Source organism: Rhizomonospora bruguierae (assembly GCF_018397995.1).
Taxonomy (GTDB): Bacteria; Actinomycetota; Actinomycetes; order Mycobacteriales; family Micromonosporaceae; genus Rhizomonospora; species Rhizomonospora bruguierae.
Genome location: NZ_BBQH01000096.1, coordinates 1 through 18081 on the forward strand (window position 1 = coordinate 1; position 18081 = coordinate 18081).

An 18081-nucleotide genomic window follows, 5' to 3' on the forward strand; every position below is an offset into this window, starting at 1 on the left:
GGGGGCTGGATCATTCCCGGCCCGGTGGGGGCTGCGATCCCCCGGATCATTCCGCTCCGGTGGCGGCCGTGCGGTGCCTGTGCGGCTCGGGCGCGGACGATGTCCAACGGCCCCGGGCCGCCGATCATTCCCCGGCCGTGCGCCGGATGGGGCCCACGTGAATCCGGAGGCGCCAGTTTACAGGCGGTCCAGCAAGCGGGTCATCTCGTCGATCTCGGCCCGCTGGTTGGCGATGATCTGCCGCGCCCGGGCCTTCGCGGCGGGGTTGCCGCCGGCGGCAACCTCGTCCCGGGCCAGCGAGATGGCGCCCTGGGCGTGCCGGGCCATCATCTCCAGGAAGCGCCGGTCGAAGTCTCGGCCGGTGGCTGCTGCCTTCAGGCGGGCGATCTCGTCGCCGCTCAGTGTCCCCGGCGCGTCTCCCGGCCGGTCGCCGTGCCCGCTGTCGCTCCCGCCGGCGGGCGGCACCGGTCGGTGCCACGAGGTCAGCAAGTCGGTCATGAGGCTGATCTCCGGTTGCTGCGCCATCCGGACCCGGCCGGCCAGCCCGGCCACCTCGCGGGCGCCGGCCTTGGTCTCGGCCAGATCCGCCATCTCGACCGCCTGCCGGTGGTGCCGGATCATGTTCTGCGCGAACGACACGTCCGTGGTGGTGAAGAAGCCGGGCGACGCGGACGTGCCGGCAATCGGCGCGCGGGACGCGCCCCGCGTTCGGGACGGCGGGGTCGGATCGCCGGATCCGGAGCATCCGGCGGGTAACAGGGCGGCCGCGGCGAGACAGGCGAGCACGGCGCCGCGTGTCGCCCGAACCCCGTGTTCGCGCACCGCCAGGCCGTGACGGACCACCCGGGCCACGGTAGCGGTCGGCCCCGCGCCGCTCCGCCGGCAATCGCGGAAGTCATCCGGACGACCTCAGGCCGGTTTTGCTCGCGACGCGACCGGACGTCTCGAAGGGCCGAACCACGGCGAGCCGCCACCAACCACCCCTTCCGGTGCGGGGGATCAGTCCCGCGACGGGCACGGCGGGCCGCAAAACTCCAAGGCTGCGGTGGCTGGCGAGGCCCGGGGACCGGAGCGGGGATCACGTGGACGTAACTCCGATTAATCCCGGGCGCCGGCCGGTAACCGGTAGCGGTGCGGGGAGACCTCCTTCGCGGCCCGGGCTGAGCGCCGATGACCGACCGGCGGTACTGGTTCCTGCTCGGCAGCAGCGTGGCCGCGGTGGCGCTCGGCGGGGCGGTGTACCTGGCCGGCGAGCACCTGACCGCGGATCTGATCTGGGCGGCGGTCACCCTGGTGACGGTGGTGGTCGCGGCGGCCGGGGTGGTCGGGTCGCTGCGGCAGCACCGGGTCGGCGTGGACATCATCGCCGTGCTGGCGCTGGGTGGCGCGCTGGCCGTGCGCGAGTTCCTGGCCGGCGCGATCGTGGCGGTGATGGTGGCGACCGGGCGGGCCCTGGAGGAGTTTGCCCGGCGGCGGGCCACCCGGGACCTGCGCGCTGCTCAGCCACGCCCCGCGTACCGCCCGACGGCGGGACGAGCACGGCGCCGTGCAGACCGTGCCGCTGGACGAGGTGCGCCCGGACGACGTGCTGGTGGTCGGCCCCGGCGAGGTGGTGCCGACGGACGGCCGGCTCGAGGACGCCGCCGTGCTGGACGAGTCGGTGGTGACGGGAGAGTCCCAACCGGTGCGGCGTGCGGCGGGGGAGGCCGCGGCCAGCGGGGTGGTCAACGGGGGTTCGGCGTTCGCGCTGCGGGTCACCAGGCCGGCGTCGCAGAGCACGTACGCGGGGATCGTGCGCCTCGCGGAGGAGGCCAGCGAACACAAGGCGCCGCTGGTGCGCCTGGCCGACCGGTACGCGGCCGCGTTCGTGCCGTTCACGCTCGTGCTCGGCGGCCTCGGGTGGGCGCTGTCGGGCCGCCTGGTGCGGGCCGTGGCGGTGCTCGTGGTCGCCACGCCGTGCCCGCTGATCCTGGCCGCGCCGATCGCGATCGTCGCCGGCCTGTCCCGGGCCGCCCGCGGCGGGGTGGTGATCCGGGACGGCGGTTCGCTGGAGGCGCTGGGGCGGGCCCGCGTCCTGCTGATGGACAAGACGGGCACGCTCACCGCGGGCCGTCCCAGCGTGGCGGAGGTGGTCGCCGCGCCGGAGCACGACCCGGACGAGATTCTGCGCCTGGCCGCCGCGGTCGAACAGGTCTCACCGCATGTGCTCGCCGCCGCGGTCGTCGCCGCGGCGCGGGACCGGAACGTGTGTCCGCCGGCCGCGGGCGACGTCTCGGAGGAGCCGGGGGTCGCGGTCACGGGCCGCGCCGACGGGCAGGTGGTCCGGGTGGGTCAGCTCGCCGGTGAGCCGCCGCCGTGGTCGGCGCAGGTGCGGGGCCGGGCCGAGGCGGAGGGATCCACGGTGGTCTGGGTCAAGGTGGACGATGCGGTCACCGGCGCCCTGGTGATGCGGGACCCGCTGCGCCCCGATGCCCCGCGGACGGTCCAGCGGTTGCGGGCGGCCGGGTTCGACCGTCTCGTGCTGCTCACCGGTGACCGGGAGCCCGCCGCCGCCCGGATCGCCGCCACGGTCGGCGCGGACGACGTGGGGGCCCGCTGCCAGCCCGACCAGAAGGTTGAGCGGGTGCGCGCCGAGTCTGCCCGCGGCCTGACCGTGATGGTGGGCGACGGGGTCAACGACGCCCCCGCCCTCGCCGCCGCGGACGTGGGTGTGGCGATGGGCGCGACCGGCGCCTCCGGCGCGACCCAGATCGCCGACGCGGTGCTGACCGCCGACCGTCTCGACCTGCTCGCCGGCGCCGTGGAGGTGGCCCGGGACGCCCGGCGCATCGCGGTGCAGAGCGCGGCCGCCGGGATGGGGTTGGCGGTGGTCGCGATGGGCTTCGCGGCCGCCGGCCGGCTGCCGCCGGTCGCCGGCGCGATCCTCCAGGAGGGCATCGACGTCCTGGTGATCCTCAACGCCCTGCGCGCCCTCGGCGCGGGCCGGCGCCACCCGTCGGGGGCCTGAGGAGGTACGGGGGTCAGGACAGCGGGACGACGAGCGTGCTGCCCGGCGTCAGCTCGTGGATCTCGCCGCGGACGTTGAGCCGCGCGACCGGCCCGGCGCACGCCGCCGGGCGCAGCACCAGGCGCGTCCGTTCGATGTGGATGGTGATCCACTGGTCCCGGTAGCGGATGTCGAAGTCCAGTCCGGGCAGCTCGGCCGGCAGCTGGGGGTCGAGCCAGAGCATGTCGTCGCGGGTGTCCAGGCCGGTGTAGCAGCGCTGGAGGATGTCCAGGGCGCCGCCGGTGGCGCCGAGGTGGATGCCCTCCCGGGTGCTGCCCGGTTCGATGTCGGCCAGGTCGCCGTTGAGGGCCTGGCGCAGCATGTCCCAGGACCGGCGCCGATCGGTGCGGGCCAGCACCCAGGCGTGGGCGACCCGGCTGAGCGTGGAGCCGTGGCTCGTGCGGGCCAGGTAGTAGTCGACGGTCGCCGGGATGGTCGCCGGGTCGAACTCGTACCCCAGGCGGTGGATCAGCCGGGCCAACTCCTCGGACGAGAACAGGTACAGCAGCATGAGCACGTCGGCCTGCTTCGACGCCCGGTACCGGTTGGTGTTGTCGTTCTCCGCGTCGAGGATGTGGCCCAGCTGCTGGAGGTCGCCGTAACGCGCCCGGTAGCCGTCCCAGTCCAGTTCCGCCAGGTCGCGGTAGCCCTCGAACTGTTCCAGGATGCCGCCGGGCAGGAAGCACAGCCGCAGCCGGGTGGAGATGTGCTCCCACCGGGTCAGCTCGTCGTCGCTGAGCCGCGGCGTGTACCACAACTGGTCGTCCTCGTGCTGGCTGAGCAGTTGGCGCACGTCGCCGGCCCGGGCCAGCACCCAGGCGGTCATCACGTTGACGTAGGCGTTGTTGTCCACGCCCCGGCCGGGGCGGTCCGGGTACCCGTCGTGGAACTCGTCAGGGCCCATCACGCCCCGGATGTCGTATCGGTCGGACGCGGGGTCGTAGCTGGCCAGGCTGGCCCAGAAGCGGGCCGTCTCGGTGATCAGCTCCGCGCCGTAGGTGGCCAGGAACCCGACATCGCCGGTGGTCTGCCAGTACCGCCACACGTTGTACGCGACGGCCAGGTTGATGTGGTACTGCCGGCTGGAGTTGTCCGGCATCCAGTGGCCGGTGCGGATGTTCAGCGACCGGGCCGGGCTCAGCTCCCGCCCGTCGCTGCCGCTCTGCCAGGGGAACAGCGCACCCTGCGCGCCGAGGGCCGTGGCCCGCCGCCGGGCCTGCGGCAGGCGCCGGTGCCGGTACTGCAGCAGGGCCCGGGTCAGCTCGGGGAAGCGCAGGTTGAAGAACGGGAACACGTACAGCTCGTCCCAGAAGATGTGCCCGTGGTAGCCCTCGCCGTGCAGGCCGCGGGCGGGCACCCCGACGTCGAGGCCGGCGGTGTGCGGGGAGAGCGTCTGGAGCAGGTGGAACAGGTTGACGTTGGTGGCCAGGCTCGAGGCGCCACCGTCGTCGAGGGTCAGGTGGAAGCGCTGCCACAGCCGCGCCCACGCGTCGGCCTGCTCGCCGGCCAGTTGCTCGAACCCGCCGGTCGCGCAGAGTTCGTCCAGGGCCGCGGAGCGCGGCTCGTAGATCGCCCGGTCCTGGCTGGTGAAGATCGTGGCGACCTTCTCGACGGTCACCTCCTCGCCCTCGTCGACGTGGGTCCGCAGGTCGTGACCCACCACGCCGGGCTCGTTGACCGCTCGGCGGGAGTGGTGGTCGCCGGGCCGGGACAGCCGGGTGCGGGCGGCCAGCGCCACCCGCTGCATCGACCCGGTGGTCCGGGCGGTGAGCCAGACCGTGTCGGCCCGGGCGGAGCCGGTTTCCAGGTCCGTCAGGTGCCGGTTGGCCAGCCCGCGGAAGGCCCGGGAGTTGCTGTTGGTGACCCGGCCGTCCAGGATCGAGCGCACCTCCAGCGGCCCCGTCCAGTTCTCGGGGATGAGGCGGGTCTCCAGGGCGAGCACGTGCGGCGCGGCCATCGACACCAGGCGGCGCTGCCGCACCCGGGTGCGCCGGCCCGCGCGGTCCACCAGGGCTTCGCGCTGCAGGACGCCGCGGTACAGGTCCAGCGCCAGGTGCTCGTGGAGCAGGGCTCCGCGATCCGCGCCGAACCAGCCCTCGCCGTCCGTGCCCTCGCGGCCGGACCGGAACGTCACCGGCAGCCAGTTCGGCACGTTGACCAGGCTCTCGTCCTCCCGCCGGCCCTTCTCGGCGCGGGAGGTGAGGCGGTTGTAGAAGCCGGCGACGTAGGTGCCGGGGTAGTTCACCGAGTCGGCCACGGCCTCCGGTGCCGCGCCCCGGGTGGCCGCGTACCCGTTCCCCAGCGCCAGCAGGGCCTCGTGGGTGCCCACGGCGGCCGGGTCGCTGTCCTGAAAGGAGAGCACCCACTCGCGCGGCGGGGACGCCGCGCACAGGGCGCAGCCGTCATCCCTCACCGGCCCACCTCGCCCCACGATCCGGCCCCGAAACGTCTCGGTGCGCGATGCCCCTGGCGCGCGCGCTCAAACGGTCCGGGCGATTCGAGCGGACCCGTCCGGGTAGCCCAGGCGCGAGGGAGGTGCGATGGCAGCGGACCACGAGTCCACCGGACCGGCCGGGGCGTTCTGGTCCACCGACCCGGCCGAACTGCTGCGCGGCCTGGGCACGGACGGACGGGGGCTACCGGCCGCCGAGGCCGCCCAGCGGCTGCGCCGGACCGGCCCCAACCGGGTCGAGGCGGAGCACCGGCATCGCGGGCTGCGGCTGCTGCTGGCCCAGTTCACCAGCCCCATCATCCTCATCCTCACCGCCGCCACCGTCGTCTCCATGGCGCTCGGCGACGTGCAGGACGGGGTGATCATCCTCGCCATCATCCTGGCCAGCGGCTCGCTGGGCTTCTGGCAGGAACGCACCGCCGGCCGCGCCGTGGACGCGCTGCTCGCCCGCGTCCAGGTGCGGGTGGAGGCGTGGCGGGACGGCCGGGAGGTCTCGGTACCGGTCGAGGAGGTGGTCCCGGGGGACCTGCTCGTCCTGCGCACCAACCGGCCCTTCTACCGCAGCAGACCCGCGAGCAGGCTGCTGCTCACGAGCCTGTCCCTGGTGGCGGTCACGATCGCGGTCCCGTACACCCCGATCGGGCGCCCGCTCGGCCTGACCGGGCTGCGCCCGATGGTGCTGGCGGCGCTGGCCGCCCTGACCGTGCTCTACGTCGCCGCCGCCGAGGTCGCGAAGCGGCGCTTCCGGCCGGACCGGGACGCCGCGGCGCACCCCTAGGCATCCGTGACCTGCGCGGCGCCGCGCCGGGGGGTGGGCAGGCCCGGCGCGCCGTACCCGATGCGCATGACCATCTGCGGGATGCCGAACCGGCCGAGGGACAGGCGCAACTGTTCCCGGGCGGCGGGCACCTCGATCGGCTGGGACAGCATCGACACGGCCAGCCCGTCCCGGGTGACGGTCAGCAGGACCCGCTGCAGCGCCTGGCCGGCCTGCAACTGGTCCGTGGGGCTGTCCCCGGCGGCGCCGAGGACCGCCACCAGCGGCTCCGGCTCGAAGTCCCGGCCGGGGTGCCGCGGGCGGTCGCCGAAGCCGCGGGCCGGCAACAGGTCGTGCGGTTCGGGGCTGGGGCCGCCGGCGTCCACCGGTACGCCGTCGTCGGCCGGCTCGGTGCGGGTCCAGTTGAGCAGTTCGCGGGCGTACGCCGGGTCCCGGTTGAGGACCCGGTGCGCGCTGTAGGCGAGTTCCGCGAGGGCGGCGACCGGCACCGGTCCGATGATCAGGTCGAGCCAGCAGCCCTCGGCGCGGGCGGCCTCCAGCAGCCGGTGGCGGGCGTCCGGGGGTACCGGGGTGGGCAGGAACGGCGCCCGGTTGCTGTGCCGGTTCGGCACGGCGGCGAGCAGGTCCCGCTCGGCGGGCGTGGCTGGGGCCGGCTCGGCGGGCAGCAGCCGGGCCATCAGGTCCGGCTCGTCCTGCCGGGGGCGCAGCCGGACCAGCGCCGGCCGCCCGGCCACGGCCAGCGCCAGCCGGGCGTTGTAGATCGCGGCGCCGCACGCGATGCGGGCCGCCCAGCCGCTGCCGTCCGCGACCGGCACGAGCCGCGCGCCGTCCCGCAGCACCTCGATCGCCCCGTCCCGGAGCCGGAACCGCCAGGGCTGGCTGTTGTGCAGCGACGGCGCCCGGATCGCCGCCGCGACCGCGCGGTCGAGTTCCGTCCGCGTGTAGCCGGTCGTGGTCATGCTCGTGCTCCCATCCATGTCAGTGCCGCCGCTCCCAGTCCCGGGCCACCGCTGTGGCGCACGGGGCCCGCCGGACCGCCCCCGCGCTGACCGAGCCGAGCAGGGCGCGGGCGACCGGGCCGCGGGTGTGGTCGCCGAGCAGCAGCAGCCGGGCGCCGGCCGTGGCGCGCAGCAGGCCGGGCAGCGGGCGGCCGGCGAACAGCCCGTACGCCACGGGCACCTCCGGGTACTTGTGCGTCCACGGCGCCACCTCCTCGACGAGCGGCTCGAACCCGGCCGCGTCCGGCGGGGTGCCGTCGGCGGTGGCGTCCACCGCCCGGGCCGGCTCGACGTGGACCGCGGCCAGGCCGCACCGGTAGGCGTCGGCGTGTTCGAACGCGAACTCCAGTGCCGCCCGGGCCGGCGCCGAGCCGTCCAGGCCGACCACGAGCCGGCCGGCGAACGGTCCCGCCGGCCCGCGGGTCGGGCGGGCCACCAGGACCGCGCACGGCGCCCGGGCGGTCAGGTCGCGGGTCAGCGCGCCGTTGCCGCCCGGCTCACCGAGGATCAGTAGGTCCGCCGCCTGGGCCCCCTCCAGCAGCACGGACCGCGGCGAGCACGGGCGCACCAGCAGGTCGACCCGGTTGGCGCCGAGCCGGGTGCGCGCCCCGGCGACCGCCCGGGCCAGCGGCGGGTCGGACAGTTCCAGCAGGGCGGTCGGCGGTGAGGTACCGGCGGCGGCCAGCGGTGAGGAGGGTGGGCAGGCGTGGCACAACAGCAGCCGGTTGCCGGGGCGGGCCGCCTCGGCCAGCGCCCACGCCAGGGCGGTGCCGGCGTGCGCGCCGCCCCATCCCACGGCGACGATGCGTCCCACGGTCTTCGTCCCTTTCTCGCGCTTCGCTCAGGTGAGGTACTCGATGACGTCCGCCGGGTCGCGGCGGGGCACCGGCGGCGGGGGCTCGTCGCCGAGCGGGATGCCGAGCCGGACCACCAGGTACGGCTCGCCGACGCCGGCGAGCAGGTCGCGCATCAGCCGGCGCGGCCAGTCCAGCTCGATCGGGTCGCTCAGCGGCGCGGTGGCCAGCCCGTGCGCCACGGCGGTCAGCAGCAGCGCGGAGAGCGCCTCGCCGGCGGCCAGCCAGTCCCGGGCGCCGTCGGCACGGCCGAACAGGACCGCGTAGGTGGCGCCCAGGTCGAAGCCGGCGCCGACCGGCAGCCCGGGGGTGCCGCCCACCGCGTGGTCCCGGACCTGTACCCGGCGCGGCGCCTGGGGTACCGCGGAGGCGGCCGGCACCCCGTCCCGGCTGCCCGGCGGCCGGTTCGTCCAGCGGGCCAGTTCGGCCCGGTAGGCGGGGTCGGCCAGTTCGGCCCGGGCGGCCTCCGCGGTGACCACCGACAGCATCGGCATCTGGTCGATGCGCACCTCGTGCAGGGAGGTGCCCTGCGCCTCGACGGCGGCGCGCAGCCGGCGCAGGGTGTCGGCCGGCACCGGCTCGTCGCCGAAGGCGCGCCGGTCGGTCCGCCGCCGGGGGATCGCGGCGGCCAGCGCGGCGTCGGCCGGGGTCGGATCGCGGCGCCCGGTGACGGTGATCGTCGCCAGCAGGTCCGGATCCGTCGGGTCGGGGAGGCGGACGACCTCGGCGGCGTGCCCGGCGGCGGCCAGCGCGACCCGGGCGTGGTGCAGCGCGGCGCCGCAACTGATCAGCAGCAGCCGGCCGTCCGGGTCGGTCGTGACCAGGTGCCGGTTGGTGTCGGCGCGCAGCGTCAGCACCGGGCCGGGCCCGACGAGCCAGCGCCACGGCTGGGTGTTGAACACCGAGGGGGCGCGCAGCGCGGCCCGGGCGGCGGCGCCCAGGGCCTGCCTGGTCGGGGCCTGCGCTGTCGGGGCTTCGATGGTCGGGGTGGTCGGGATCCGCACGGTCGGGTCCGCCACCGCGCGGGGGGTGTGGCTGGTCGTCATCGTGCGCCTCCTGCCGGATTCGGTCTGGGAAGTGTGTGTCCCCGCGTGCCGGTACGCACCCTCTACGCTCCGTCACGGAGGCCCTCCGGGGGCAGGGCCAATGGACCCTTATCGCCCCGCCCAGGGGCCGCGACGCGCGGAAGGGACTTTCGGCCTAGGTGGATCGCACCCGTCCGGGGTAAAACTGGGGGGTGATTCGCGTCTTCCTGCTCGACGACCATGAGGTGGTCCGCCGCGGCCTGGCCGACCTGTTACAGAGCGCCGGCGGGATCGAGGTGGTGGGCGACTCGGGGTCCGCGCAGGAGGCGACCCGGCGTATACCCGCGCTGCGTCCCGACGTGGCGGTGCTGGACGCCCGGCTTCCGGACGGCAACGGCATCGACGTGTGCCGCGACGTGCGGGCCGTTGACCCGTCCATCAAGGGCCTGATCCTCACCTCCTACGAGGACGACGAGGCGCTGTTCGCCGCGATCATGGCGGGCGCCGCCGGCTACGTGCTGAAGCAGATCCGGGGCACCGACCTGGTGGACGCGGTGCGCCGGGTCGCGGCCGGGCAGTCGCTGCTGGACCCGGCGGTCACCCAGCGGGTGCTGGAGCGGATCCGGCACGGGGTGGAGCAGCCGCCGGAGTTGAAGGCGCTGACCGAGCAGGAGCGGCGGATCCTGGAGTACGTGGCCGAGGGGCTGACCAACCGGGAGATCGCCGGGAAGATGTTCCTGGCCGAGAAGACCGTGAAGAACTACGTCTCCAGCCTGCTGGCGAAGCTGGGCCTGGAGCGGCGCACCCAGGCGGCGGTGCTGGCCACCCGCCTGCTCGGCGAGCGCCACTGACCCTCCCCGCCGCCGCCGCCCGCGCCGCCGCCCCGGCGCGGGCCGGCTCCCGCGCCGGTCAGTCGCGCAGCGGGGCCCGCCAGACGACGGTCGTGCCGCCCTGGTCGCCGGGGCGGATCTCGACCGAGCCGCCGTGCCGCTCGGCGCGCTCGCGCATGTTGACCAGCCCACCGCGCGCCGCGGTCGGGTCGGTGCCCACCCCGTCGTCGGCCACGCCCAGCGTGAGCCAGCCGTCCGCCACCGCCGCCGTGACCTCCACCCGCGCGGCGTGCGCGTGCCGGACGACGTTGGACAGCGCCTCGTTCAGCACGGCGAGCAGGTCGGGGCGCAGGGCGTCGGGGACGGCGCTGTCGATCGGGCCGGACATCTCCAGCGCCGGCCGGAAGCCCAGCCCCGACGTGGCGCCGGCCACCAGGTCGCGGATCTCGGTGCGCAGCGCGGCGGTCACCGGCGTGCGCAGTTCGAAGATGGCCCGCCGGATATCCCGGATCGTGGCGTCCAGGTCGTCGACCGTGGCCTGGATGCGCTCCTGCACGTCCAGCCGGGCCACCCGGGGGGCCACGGTCTGCAGGTGCAGCCCCATCGCGAACAGCCGCTGGATGACCACGTCGTGCAGGTCCCGGGCGATGCGCTCTCGGTCCTCCAGGACCACCAGCAGTTCCCGCTCCTCCTGCGCCTGGGCGCGCTCCAGGGCCAGCGCCGCCTGCCCGGCGAACGTCTCCAGCAGCGTCGCGTCCTCGGGCGTGCCGGACGTCTGGCCGGCCGGGAAGCCCACGACCAGCACGCCGTGCAGCGTCTGCCCGCCGACCAGCGGCGCGACGAACGCCGGCCCGCTCGTCACCGGCACCGGCCACGGCGCCGCCTTGGCCAGGCTCTCGATCACGGCCCGCCGGCGCTGCGTCGCCGGCTCCACGAACGCGGTCTCCGTCGCGGCCAGCACGGCGCCGGTCAGCTCCCGGCCGGTCAGCTCGCCGCTGGTCGCCCCGCCCAGGGGTGCCCCGCCGGTGGTCGCCCCGCCGCCCGCGGGGTCGGGGGAGTCGGCGGCGTCGGCGGCCTCGACGGTGAAGCGGCCCGCCTCGTCGTCGTAGAGCAGCACCAGCGCGAGGTCGGCCTCGGCGACCTCGCGGGCCCGCCGGGCGATCAGCCGCAGCGCGTCGGTGCGGCGCACCTCGCCCAGCAGCACCCCGGTGATCTCGGCGGTGGCGGCCAGCCACCGCTCCCGGCGGTGCGCCACCGCGAACAGCCGCGCGTTCTGGATGATCACGCCGGCCGCGGCGGCGAGCGCGACCACGATCTCCTCGTCGTCCTCGGTGAACTCGGTCCCGTCCCGCTTCTCGGCCAGGTACAGGTTGCCGAAGACCTGGTCGCGGATGCGGATCGGGGTGCCGAGGAAGCTGTGCATCGGCGGGTGGTTCGGCGGGAAGCCGTAGGACTGCGGGTGCCGGGTGATGTCCGGCATCCGCACCGGGCGCGGGTCCTCGATCAGCAGGCCCAGCACGCCGCGGCCGTGCGGCGGGTCACCGATCAGGTGCCGGGTGTGCGGGTCGATGCCGTGTGTGACGAATTCCACCAGCCGCCGGTCCGGGCCGATGACCCCCAGGGCGCCGTACCGGGCGCCGGCCAGCCGGCACGCCGCCTGCACAATGCGTTCGAGCGTGCCGTGCAGGGCCAGGTCGGTGCTCAGCCCCACGACCGCGTCCAGCAGCGCGCGCAGCCGCTCCCGGCTCGCCACCACCTCGCCGACCCGGTCCAGCATCTCCTGGAGCAGTTCGTCCAGCCGGACCCGGGACAGCGGCCCGATGCCCAGGGACGGCGGCGTGAACGCCTCGGCCGGCTCCGGGGGTGGCGGTGGTGGCTCGGTCACGCGGCGATGGTACCGCCGGCCCGACCCGCGACCACGGGACCTTTGCCCCTGGACGGCGACCCGCCCAGGGCGGTGGCATGGACGGACGAGTACCAGGCGCCGACGGCGGGAGGAGCCGGCGATGAAGACGTCCCGCAACACCCTCGACCTGCTGGCCGAGCAGCCATTCCTGGCCGGGATGCCCGGGCCCTGGCTGTCCCGGCTGGCGCTGCACGGTCACCCGGCGGTGCGCCCCGCCGGGAACCGGCTGTTCCACGCCGACGGCCTCGCGGACCGGTTCTGGCTGGTGCGCTCGGGCACCGTCGCGGTGGACCTGCACGTCCCCGGCCGGGGCGACGTGGTCATCGAGGCGATCGGCCGGACCGGCGTGATCGGCTGGTCCTGGCTGTTCCCGCCGTACCGCTGGCACTTCGGCGCGGTGGCGGCGGAGCTGACCGCGGTGGTGGAGTTCGAGGCGGCCGGCGTGCGCGCGATGATGGCCCAGGAGCCGGCGTTCGGGTACGACCTGACCAGCCGGTTCCTGCGCGTCGTGGCCGACCGGTTGCAGGTCGCCCGGGTCCGCCTGGTGGACCTGTACGGCTACTGAGCCGGCGCGCGGTCCGGTGGGGTGGCTCAGAGCGCGGTGACGCCGGCCGCCCGGAAGGCCGCCCGCGCCCGTTCGACGGCGTCCGGGCCGGGCGGTTCGGTCTGCCGCAGCGGGAATGGCAGGTTCAGTTCGGCCCACTTGTGCGCGCCCAGCCGGTGGAACGGCAGCACCTCGACCCGCTCCACGGTGGACAGTCCGGCGACGAACCCGGCGACCCGGCCACGTTGGCCGGCGCGTCGGTCAGGCCGGGCACGAGGACGAACCGTACCCACATCGGCTTGCCGAGGTCGTCGAGGCGGCGGGCGAAGCGCAGCGTGGGGGCGATGTCGCCGGTACGGGTCACCCGCCGGTAGGTGGCCGGGTCCCACGACTTGAGGTCCAGCAGCACCAGGTCGGTGGCGGCGAGCAGGCGGTCGTCGGCCCGGTCGCCGAGGAAGCCGGAGGTGTCCATGGCGGTGTGCAGGCCGAGGTCGTCGTGGCACCGGCGCAGCACCTCGCCGGCGAAGCGGGGCTGGTGCAGCGGCTCGCCGCCGCTGAGCGTCACCCCACCGCCGGCGACGCCGATGAACCGCCGGTAGCGGCCGATCAGGTCCACCAGGTCGCCGGCGCCCATCCGCTGCCCGCTGCGCCGGTACCAGGTGTCCGGGCTGTGGCAGTACTGGCAGCGCAGCGGGCAGCCGGCCAGGAACGCCACGAACCGGGTGCCGGGGCCGTCCACCCCGGTGGAGATGTCCCAGGAGTGGACGGCGCCCGCGTTCTCCGGCACGGCGGCACCGCGTCACAGCGATCCGTGGAACGTGCGCGAGATAACGTCCCGCTGCTGCTCCGGGGTGAGCCGGACGAAGTTCACCGCGTACCCGGAGACCCGTAGACGCCGCGCCGCCGCTCCTCGACGAACATGGTGCGAAGCTGGTTCCACAGTGCCGTCGTGCGCTCGGTCGGGCCGGCCAGGAAGTCGGGGCCGCCCTCGTACGGGGTGTAGTTGTCCCGCACGAAGGCGGCCACGTCGATCCGTTCCCGCCAGGCGTCGCCGCGCAGGCCCCGCCACGGCGCCAGGTCGGCCGCGTCGCGCGTCATCGTGATGGTCATCTCGCCTCCTCGCCTCACTTCGAGCCTGCTGGCCGGCGGGTGCCCCCGTAGGGTCGGAAGTCCCGGGCGGAGGAGCCCTCCGTGGGTCTACCCGCGCCCTCCGCGCACCACCGCCACCGGGCACGGCGCGTGGTGCAGCAGTTGCTGGCTGACCGAGCCGAGCAGCAGGCCGGTGAAGCCGCCGCGGCCGCGGGAGCCCACCGCCACCAGTCCGGCGTGCCGGGCGGCGGCCAGCAGGGCCCGGGCCGGCCGGTCGGCGACGACCTCGACCGTGATGGTGACCTGCGGGTACTTGCTGCGGTACGGCGCCACCAACTGCTCGACCGCCGCCCGCTCCGCGGCCAGGTCGCGCTCGACCGCGTCCGGATCGCCGACGGAGCGCCGCGGCGAGGGTGGCGTCCACGCCCGCAGCACGTGCAGCGGCACACCGCGCGCCGCCGCCTGCTCGGCCGCGAAGTCCAGGGCCAGGTGGGACTGCTCGGAGTGGTCCACACCCGCGATGACGTGCCCCGTGCCGGACCCGCCGCGCACCACCACGACCGGGCTGTGCGCGTGCGCCGTCACGTTCACGGTCGTCGAGCCGACCAGCAGCTCGCCGAAGCCGCCGTGCCCGCGGCTGCCCAGTACGACCAGGCGGGCCTGCGCGCTGAGGTCGATCAGCAGCGGCGCGGCCGCCCCACTGTGCACCGAGGTGGTGACCGTGACGCCGGGGTGCGTCGCGGCGGCGTCCTCGACCGCGTTGGCCAGCACGGATTCGGCGTCGGCGCGGGCGTCCGGGTCCGGCCAGACCGGCACGGCCGGCGCGAGGGGCGTGACGGAGGCGACCCACTCGAACGCGTGCACCAGGCGCACCGGGGCGCCGCTGCGCTCCGCCTCGTCGAGCGCCCAGGCCAGTGCCGCACGAGCGCTGGTGGATCCGTCGTACCCGACAACGATGGGGTAGGCGTTCATGGCAACTCCTTCGCGGACGGCGGGTTCAGGGCCCGCACGGTGGGGTCCGGCTCGGCATCGACGGGGGCCAGGCGCAGCTTGGCGTCCACGGCCACCACGGCGTTCGGGCCGGCGAGGATCGGGCTCAGGCGCAGCTCGGCCACCTCCGGCAGGTCCGCGGCGAGCCGGCCGAGGCGCAGCAGCAGGTCCTCGACCGCCGCGGTGTCCACCGGCGGCGCGCCGCGGTACCCGGTCAGCAGCGGGGCGCCGCGCAGCGACCGCCACATCCGGGAGGCGTCCAATGTGGTCAGCGGGGTGAGTCGCACGGCCCGGTCGCCGAGCAGGTCGGTGGGCACCCCGCCGAGGCCCATCGTCACCAGGGAGCCGAACAGCGGGTCGTGCACCACCCCGGCGACCAGCTCCAGTTGGCCGTGCGCCATCGGCTGGACCAGGACCGGCGGGTGGGCGGCACCGGTGGCGCGGGCCACCGCCCGGTACGCGGCGCGCACCTCGGCCGGCGTGCGCAGGTTCAGGTGCACGCCGATGTCGCTCTTCTGCGCCAGCGCCGGGTTGCCGACCTTGAGCGCGACCGGGTAGCCCACCTCGTCGGCCACGATGACCGCGTGGGACTCGGTGGCGGCGGCCCGGGTGACCAGCAGCGAGATGCCGTACGCGCCGAGGATCCGGGCCAGCCGGGAGTGCCGCTGCCAGCCGCCGCCGTGGGCGAGCCCCTCGGTCACCGCCGCGCGGGCGGCCGTGGGGTCCACAGCGGACAGCCGGGGCACCGTGCCGGCCGGCTCGCGCAGCCAGGCGGCGTACCGGGCGGCGTGCCCGAGGCCGCGGGCCGCCCGCTCCGGCAGGTCGAAGACCGGCACCCGGCGCTCCGCGAGCGTGACCGGCGGTTCGGGCACGCCCAGGACGACGGCCGCGGCGGGCAGCTCCGGGTGGGCGTCCAGCACGGGCGCGACCGCCGCCAGCATGGCCGGCACGTCGTTCGTGAGGGTGGCGGCCAGCACGACCAGGAGCGCGTCCAGTTCGCCGCCGGCCACCAGCGCGCGGGTCGCGGCCAGCAGGTGCGCCGGACCCGCCCCGGCGCCCAGGTCCACCGGGTTCTCCCGGCGGGCCGGCCCCGGCACCGGTGCGGCCAGGCGTTCCCGGACCGCCGCGCTCAGCGGCGCCACGGTCAGGCCGGCGGCCACCGCGGCGTCCGCGGCGAGCGCGTTGACGCCGCCGGCGTTGCCCACGATGCCCAGCCGGGTGCCGCGCGGCAGCGGCTGGTCGGTGACCAGGCGGGCGGCGTCGAGCAGGTCGCCCAGGGTGTCCACGCGGATCACCCCGGCCTGGGCGAACAGCGTCTCCAGCGCGGCTTCCGGCAGGGCCCCGCCGGCTCCCACCACGGGCCGCCCGCTCTTGACCGCCAGTACCGGCTTGCGGCGGGCCAGCCCGCGCACCAGGCGGGCGAACCGGCGCGGGTTGCCGAACGACTCGAGGTACAGGGCGACCGCGCGGGTGGACGGGTCGTCGTGCCAGTAGGCGATCAGGTCGTTGCCGCTCACGTCCGCCTTGTCGCCGAGCGAGACGAAGGTGGAGACCCCGCAGCCCGCGCGCCGCGCACCGGCCAGCAGCGCGATGCCGACCGCGCCGGACTGCGAGGCGACCGCCAGCCCACCGGCCGACGGCGGCCCCGGGGCGAACGCCGCCGCCAGGCGGACGCCGGGGTCGGTGTTCAGCACGCCGACGCTGTTCGGCCCGACGAGCCGCATGCCGTGCTCGCGGGCCACCCGGACCAACTCCTGCGGCGCGGCCACCCCGCCCTCACCCGTGCCGGCTTCGCCCGTGCCCGCCTCGCCCGGGCGGCCCTCGCCCGGGTCGCCGTCCCCGGCGGTCAGGATCACGGCGGCGCGCACCCCGGCCGCGGCGGCGTCGCGGACCGCGGCCGGCACGTCGGCGGCCGGCACGGCGATGACGGCCAGGTCCACCGGCTCGGGGATCGCCGAGAGCAGCGGGTACGCCGGGACGCCCGCGATCACTGTGGCGTGCGGGTTCACCGCGTACAGCGGGCCGGCGAAGCCGTACCGGGCCAGGGCGCACAGCGTCTCGTGGCCGACCCCGCGCGGCGTGCGGCCGGCGCCGACCACGGCCACCGAGCGGGGGGACAGCAGCGGGCGCAGCGAGGCGCGCGCGGCCACCCGGTTGCGGGCGTCGGCGGCATCCAGTTCCGCCGCGGCGGCGCCGGTCGGCAGGTCCAGGCCGACCACCCCGTCCGCCAGGCGCGACCGGGCGCGCGGCGACAGGTCCCGGGCCACCCGCAGCATGGCGGCGTTGCCCGGCAGCACGTCGCCGGTCACCTCGGTCACGCCGGCGGCGCGGGCCGCGGCCGTTAGATGCTCCAGCAGGAGGGTACCGATGCCCCGGTGGCGGTATCCCTCGGCGACGAACACGGCGAACTCGGCGCGGCTCGGCTCGGCGTCGCGCTCGTACGAGGCCACGCCCACGATCCGGCCGCCGAGTTCGCCGACGAAGGCGCGGTGCGCGGGCGTGGCCCGCCGGCACACCCGCTCGACCTCCGCGTCGAGGACGCGCTCGCCGGGGGCGGCGAAGAACCGCATCACCAGGCTGTCCGGTGAGGCGCTCCGGTAGAGCCGGGTCAGCCGGTCCCGGTCCGCGGGGCCGGCCGGGCGGATCCGCATGATCGCGCCGTCCGCGGTCAGCGCGTCGACGGTGGGTGTCGTCTGCACGGTCACGGTAGCTCCCTCCGTACCTCCTCAGCACACACCGCGCGCGCGGTTCCTCCCAGGGCCGGTACGCCCGCCCGCGCGGGCCGGTCGGCCCTGCTGGGCACCGTCGCGGCCGGCCTACCGTGAGGGTGACGGTGGCGAGCGACGTCCACACCGGACGGTCGGCGTCCAGCCGAGAAGGAGGCGAGCCGTCATGAAGCAGTGGCAGGTGAGGGACGTCATGACCACCGACGTCATCGCGGTCCGCGGGGACACCCCCTACCGGGAGATCGTGGACCTGCTGGCCGAGCACCGGATCAGCGCGGTGCCGGTGATCGACGACTTCGACCGGGTGCGGGGCGTGGTGTCCGAGTCCGACCTGCTGGCCAAGGTCGAGTTGACCGGCCGGCCCGAGCGCAAGGTGTTCGCGGGGCGGCGCGGCCGGGCCCTGCGCGCCAACGCCGCGGCCTGCGTGGCCGAGCAGTTGATGACCGCGCCGGCCATCACCGTTCCGCCCAGCACGTTGCTGGCGACCGCCGCCAAACTGATGGACGACGAGCGGGTCAAGCGGCTCCCGGTCATCAACGACATCGGCCGGCTTCAGGGCATCGTGTCCCGGACCGACCTGCTGAAGGTCTTCCGGCGCCCGGACGAGGACATCCGCGCCGACGTGGTCACCGAGGTCCTGCGCAAGGTGCTGTTCGTCGAGGACGGCACGGTCGTGGTCCGGGTCCGCGACGGCGTCGTCACCCTCGACGGCCAGGTCGACCGCCTCAGCACCGCCCGCATCGCGGCCAGGCTCGCCTACGCGGTGCCGGGCGTCGTGCACGTCACGGACCGGCTGGCCTTCGAGTTCGACGACACCCGGGTCGCCGCCGCCGGACCGATCTT

15 protein-coding genes and 1 pseudogene are annotated in these 18081 nt (G+C 75.9%); 5 read left to right on the plus strand and 11 right to left on the minus strand.

The window, feature by feature from the left end; all coding sequences use genetic code 11:
• Positions 1-177: 177 nt before the first annotated feature.
• Positions 178-843 carry a DUF305 domain-containing protein gene (locus tag KJS59_RS29135; protein ID WP_213456948.1) on the minus strand — a complete coding sequence of 222 codons (666 nt, stop codon included), beginning with the start codon at positions 841-843 and terminating at the stop codon, positions 178-180.
• Positions 844-1170: 327 nt separating this feature from the next.
• On the opposite strand from KJS59_RS29135, the pseudogene KJS59_RS29140 reads away from it, so the two are divergent.
• Positions 1171-3007, plus strand: a pseudogene (locus KJS59_RS29140) (heavy metal translocating P-type ATPase).
• Between the two features lie 13 nt (positions 3008-3020).
• Here the strand turns inward: KJS59_RS29140 and KJS59_RS29145 are convergent.
• A complete protein-coding gene (locus KJS59_RS29145; protein ID WP_213456950.1) occupies positions 3021-5459 on the minus strand; it encodes a glycoside hydrolase family 65 protein in 2439 nt (812 codons plus the stop codon).
• Between the two features lie 127 nt (positions 5460-5586).
• Here KJS59_RS29145 and KJS59_RS29150 point away from each other — a divergent pair, with 127 nt between their 5' ends.
• Complete coding sequence (locus KJS59_RS29150) at positions 5587-6276, plus strand: cation-transporting P-type ATPase (RefSeq protein ID WP_213456952.1); 690 nt, start codon at positions 5587-5589, stop codon at positions 6274-6276.
• Here the strand turns inward: KJS59_RS29150 and KJS59_RS29155 are convergent.
• From KJS59_RS29155 to KJS59_RS29165, 3 genes are read right to left on the minus strand one after another with little or no spacing between them, the layout of a single operon-like run.
• Entirely contained in the window at positions 6273-7235 is a 963-nt protein-coding gene (locus KJS59_RS29155; protein WP_213456954.1) for an Acg family FMN-binding oxidoreductase, read from the minus strand. The two genes, KJS59_RS29150 and KJS59_RS29155, sit on opposite strands and share 4 nt — an antisense overlap.
• Before the next feature lie 19 nt (positions 7236-7254).
• Complete coding sequence (locus KJS59_RS29160; protein WP_213456956.1) at positions 7255-8088, minus strand: universal stress protein; 834 nt, start codon at positions 8086-8088, stop codon at positions 7255-7257.
• A 27-nt stretch (positions 8089-8115) separates the two neighbouring features.
• A complete protein-coding gene (locus KJS59_RS29165; RefSeq protein WP_213456958.1) occupies positions 8116-9174 on the minus strand; it encodes an Acg family FMN-binding oxidoreductase in 1059 nt (352 codons plus the stop codon).
• A gap of 191 nt (positions 9175-9365) precedes the next feature.
• Between KJS59_RS29165 and KJS59_RS29170 the strand changes: the two genes are divergently transcribed.
• Positions 9366-10004 (plus strand): response regulator, encoded by a 639-nt coding sequence (locus KJS59_RS29170; RefSeq protein WP_213456960.1) that lies wholly within the window; start codon positions 9366-9368, stop codon positions 10002-10004.
• 58 nt (positions 10005-10062) lie between these two features.
• Here KJS59_RS29170 and KJS59_RS29175 read toward each other — a convergent pair whose 3' ends face one another.
• Entirely contained in the window at positions 10063-11805 is a 1743-nt protein-coding gene (locus tag KJS59_RS29175) for a sensor histidine kinase (RefSeq protein WP_376771295.1), read from the minus strand.
• A gap of 184 nt (positions 11806-11989) precedes the next feature.
• Between KJS59_RS29175 and KJS59_RS29180 the strand changes: the two genes are divergently transcribed.
• On the plus strand, positions 11990-12454 hold the full coding sequence (locus KJS59_RS29180) for a cyclic nucleotide-binding domain-containing protein (protein ID WP_213456961.1): 465 nt from the start codon (positions 11990-11992) through the stop codon (positions 12452-12454).
• Positions 12455-12480: 26 nt separating this feature from the next.
• Here the strand turns inward: KJS59_RS29180 and KJS59_RS31595 are convergent, their stop codons facing one another.
• The 5 genes from KJS59_RS31595 to KJS59_RS29205 form a co-directional block, all read right to left on the minus strand.
• The gene (locus KJS59_RS31595) at positions 12481-12624 is read right to left on the minus strand and encodes a hypothetical protein (protein WP_249715089.1); all 144 of its coding nucleotides are present in this window, start codon (positions 12622-12624) and stop codon (positions 12481-12483) included.
• Positions 12579-13220, minus strand: coding sequence for a radical SAM protein (locus KJS59_RS29185; RefSeq protein WP_249715091.1), 642 nt, complete (start codon positions 13218-13220; stop codon positions 12579-12581). Before KJS59_RS29185 ends, KJS59_RS31595 begins: the two co-directional genes overlap by 46 nt.
• 80 nt (positions 13221-13300) lie before the next feature.
• Positions 13301-13543 carry a hypothetical protein gene (locus KJS59_RS29195; protein WP_213456964.1) on the minus strand — a complete coding sequence of 81 codons (243 nt, stop codon included), beginning with the start codon at positions 13541-13543 and terminating at the stop codon, positions 13301-13303.
• Positions 13544-13630: 87 nt separating this feature from the next.
• Positions 13631-14494, minus strand: a complete 864-nt coding sequence (locus tag KJS59_RS29200; RefSeq protein ID WP_213456966.1) for a universal stress protein — start codon at positions 14492-14494, stop codon at positions 13631-13633.
• The gene (locus tag KJS59_RS29205) at positions 14491-17217 is read right to left on the minus strand and encodes a bifunctional acetate--CoA ligase family protein/GNAT family N-acetyltransferase (RefSeq protein ID WP_249715093.1); all 2727 of its coding nucleotides are present in this window, start codon (positions 17215-17217) and stop codon (positions 14491-14493) included. Before KJS59_RS29205 ends, KJS59_RS29200 begins: the two co-directional genes overlap by 4 nt.
• A gap of 187 nt (positions 17218-17404) precedes the next feature.
• Here KJS59_RS29205 and KJS59_RS29210 point away from each other — a divergent pair.
• Positions 17405-18081: CBS domain-containing protein (locus KJS59_RS29210; RefSeq protein ID WP_213456968.1), on the plus strand; the 677-nt coding region annotated here is incomplete at its 3' end.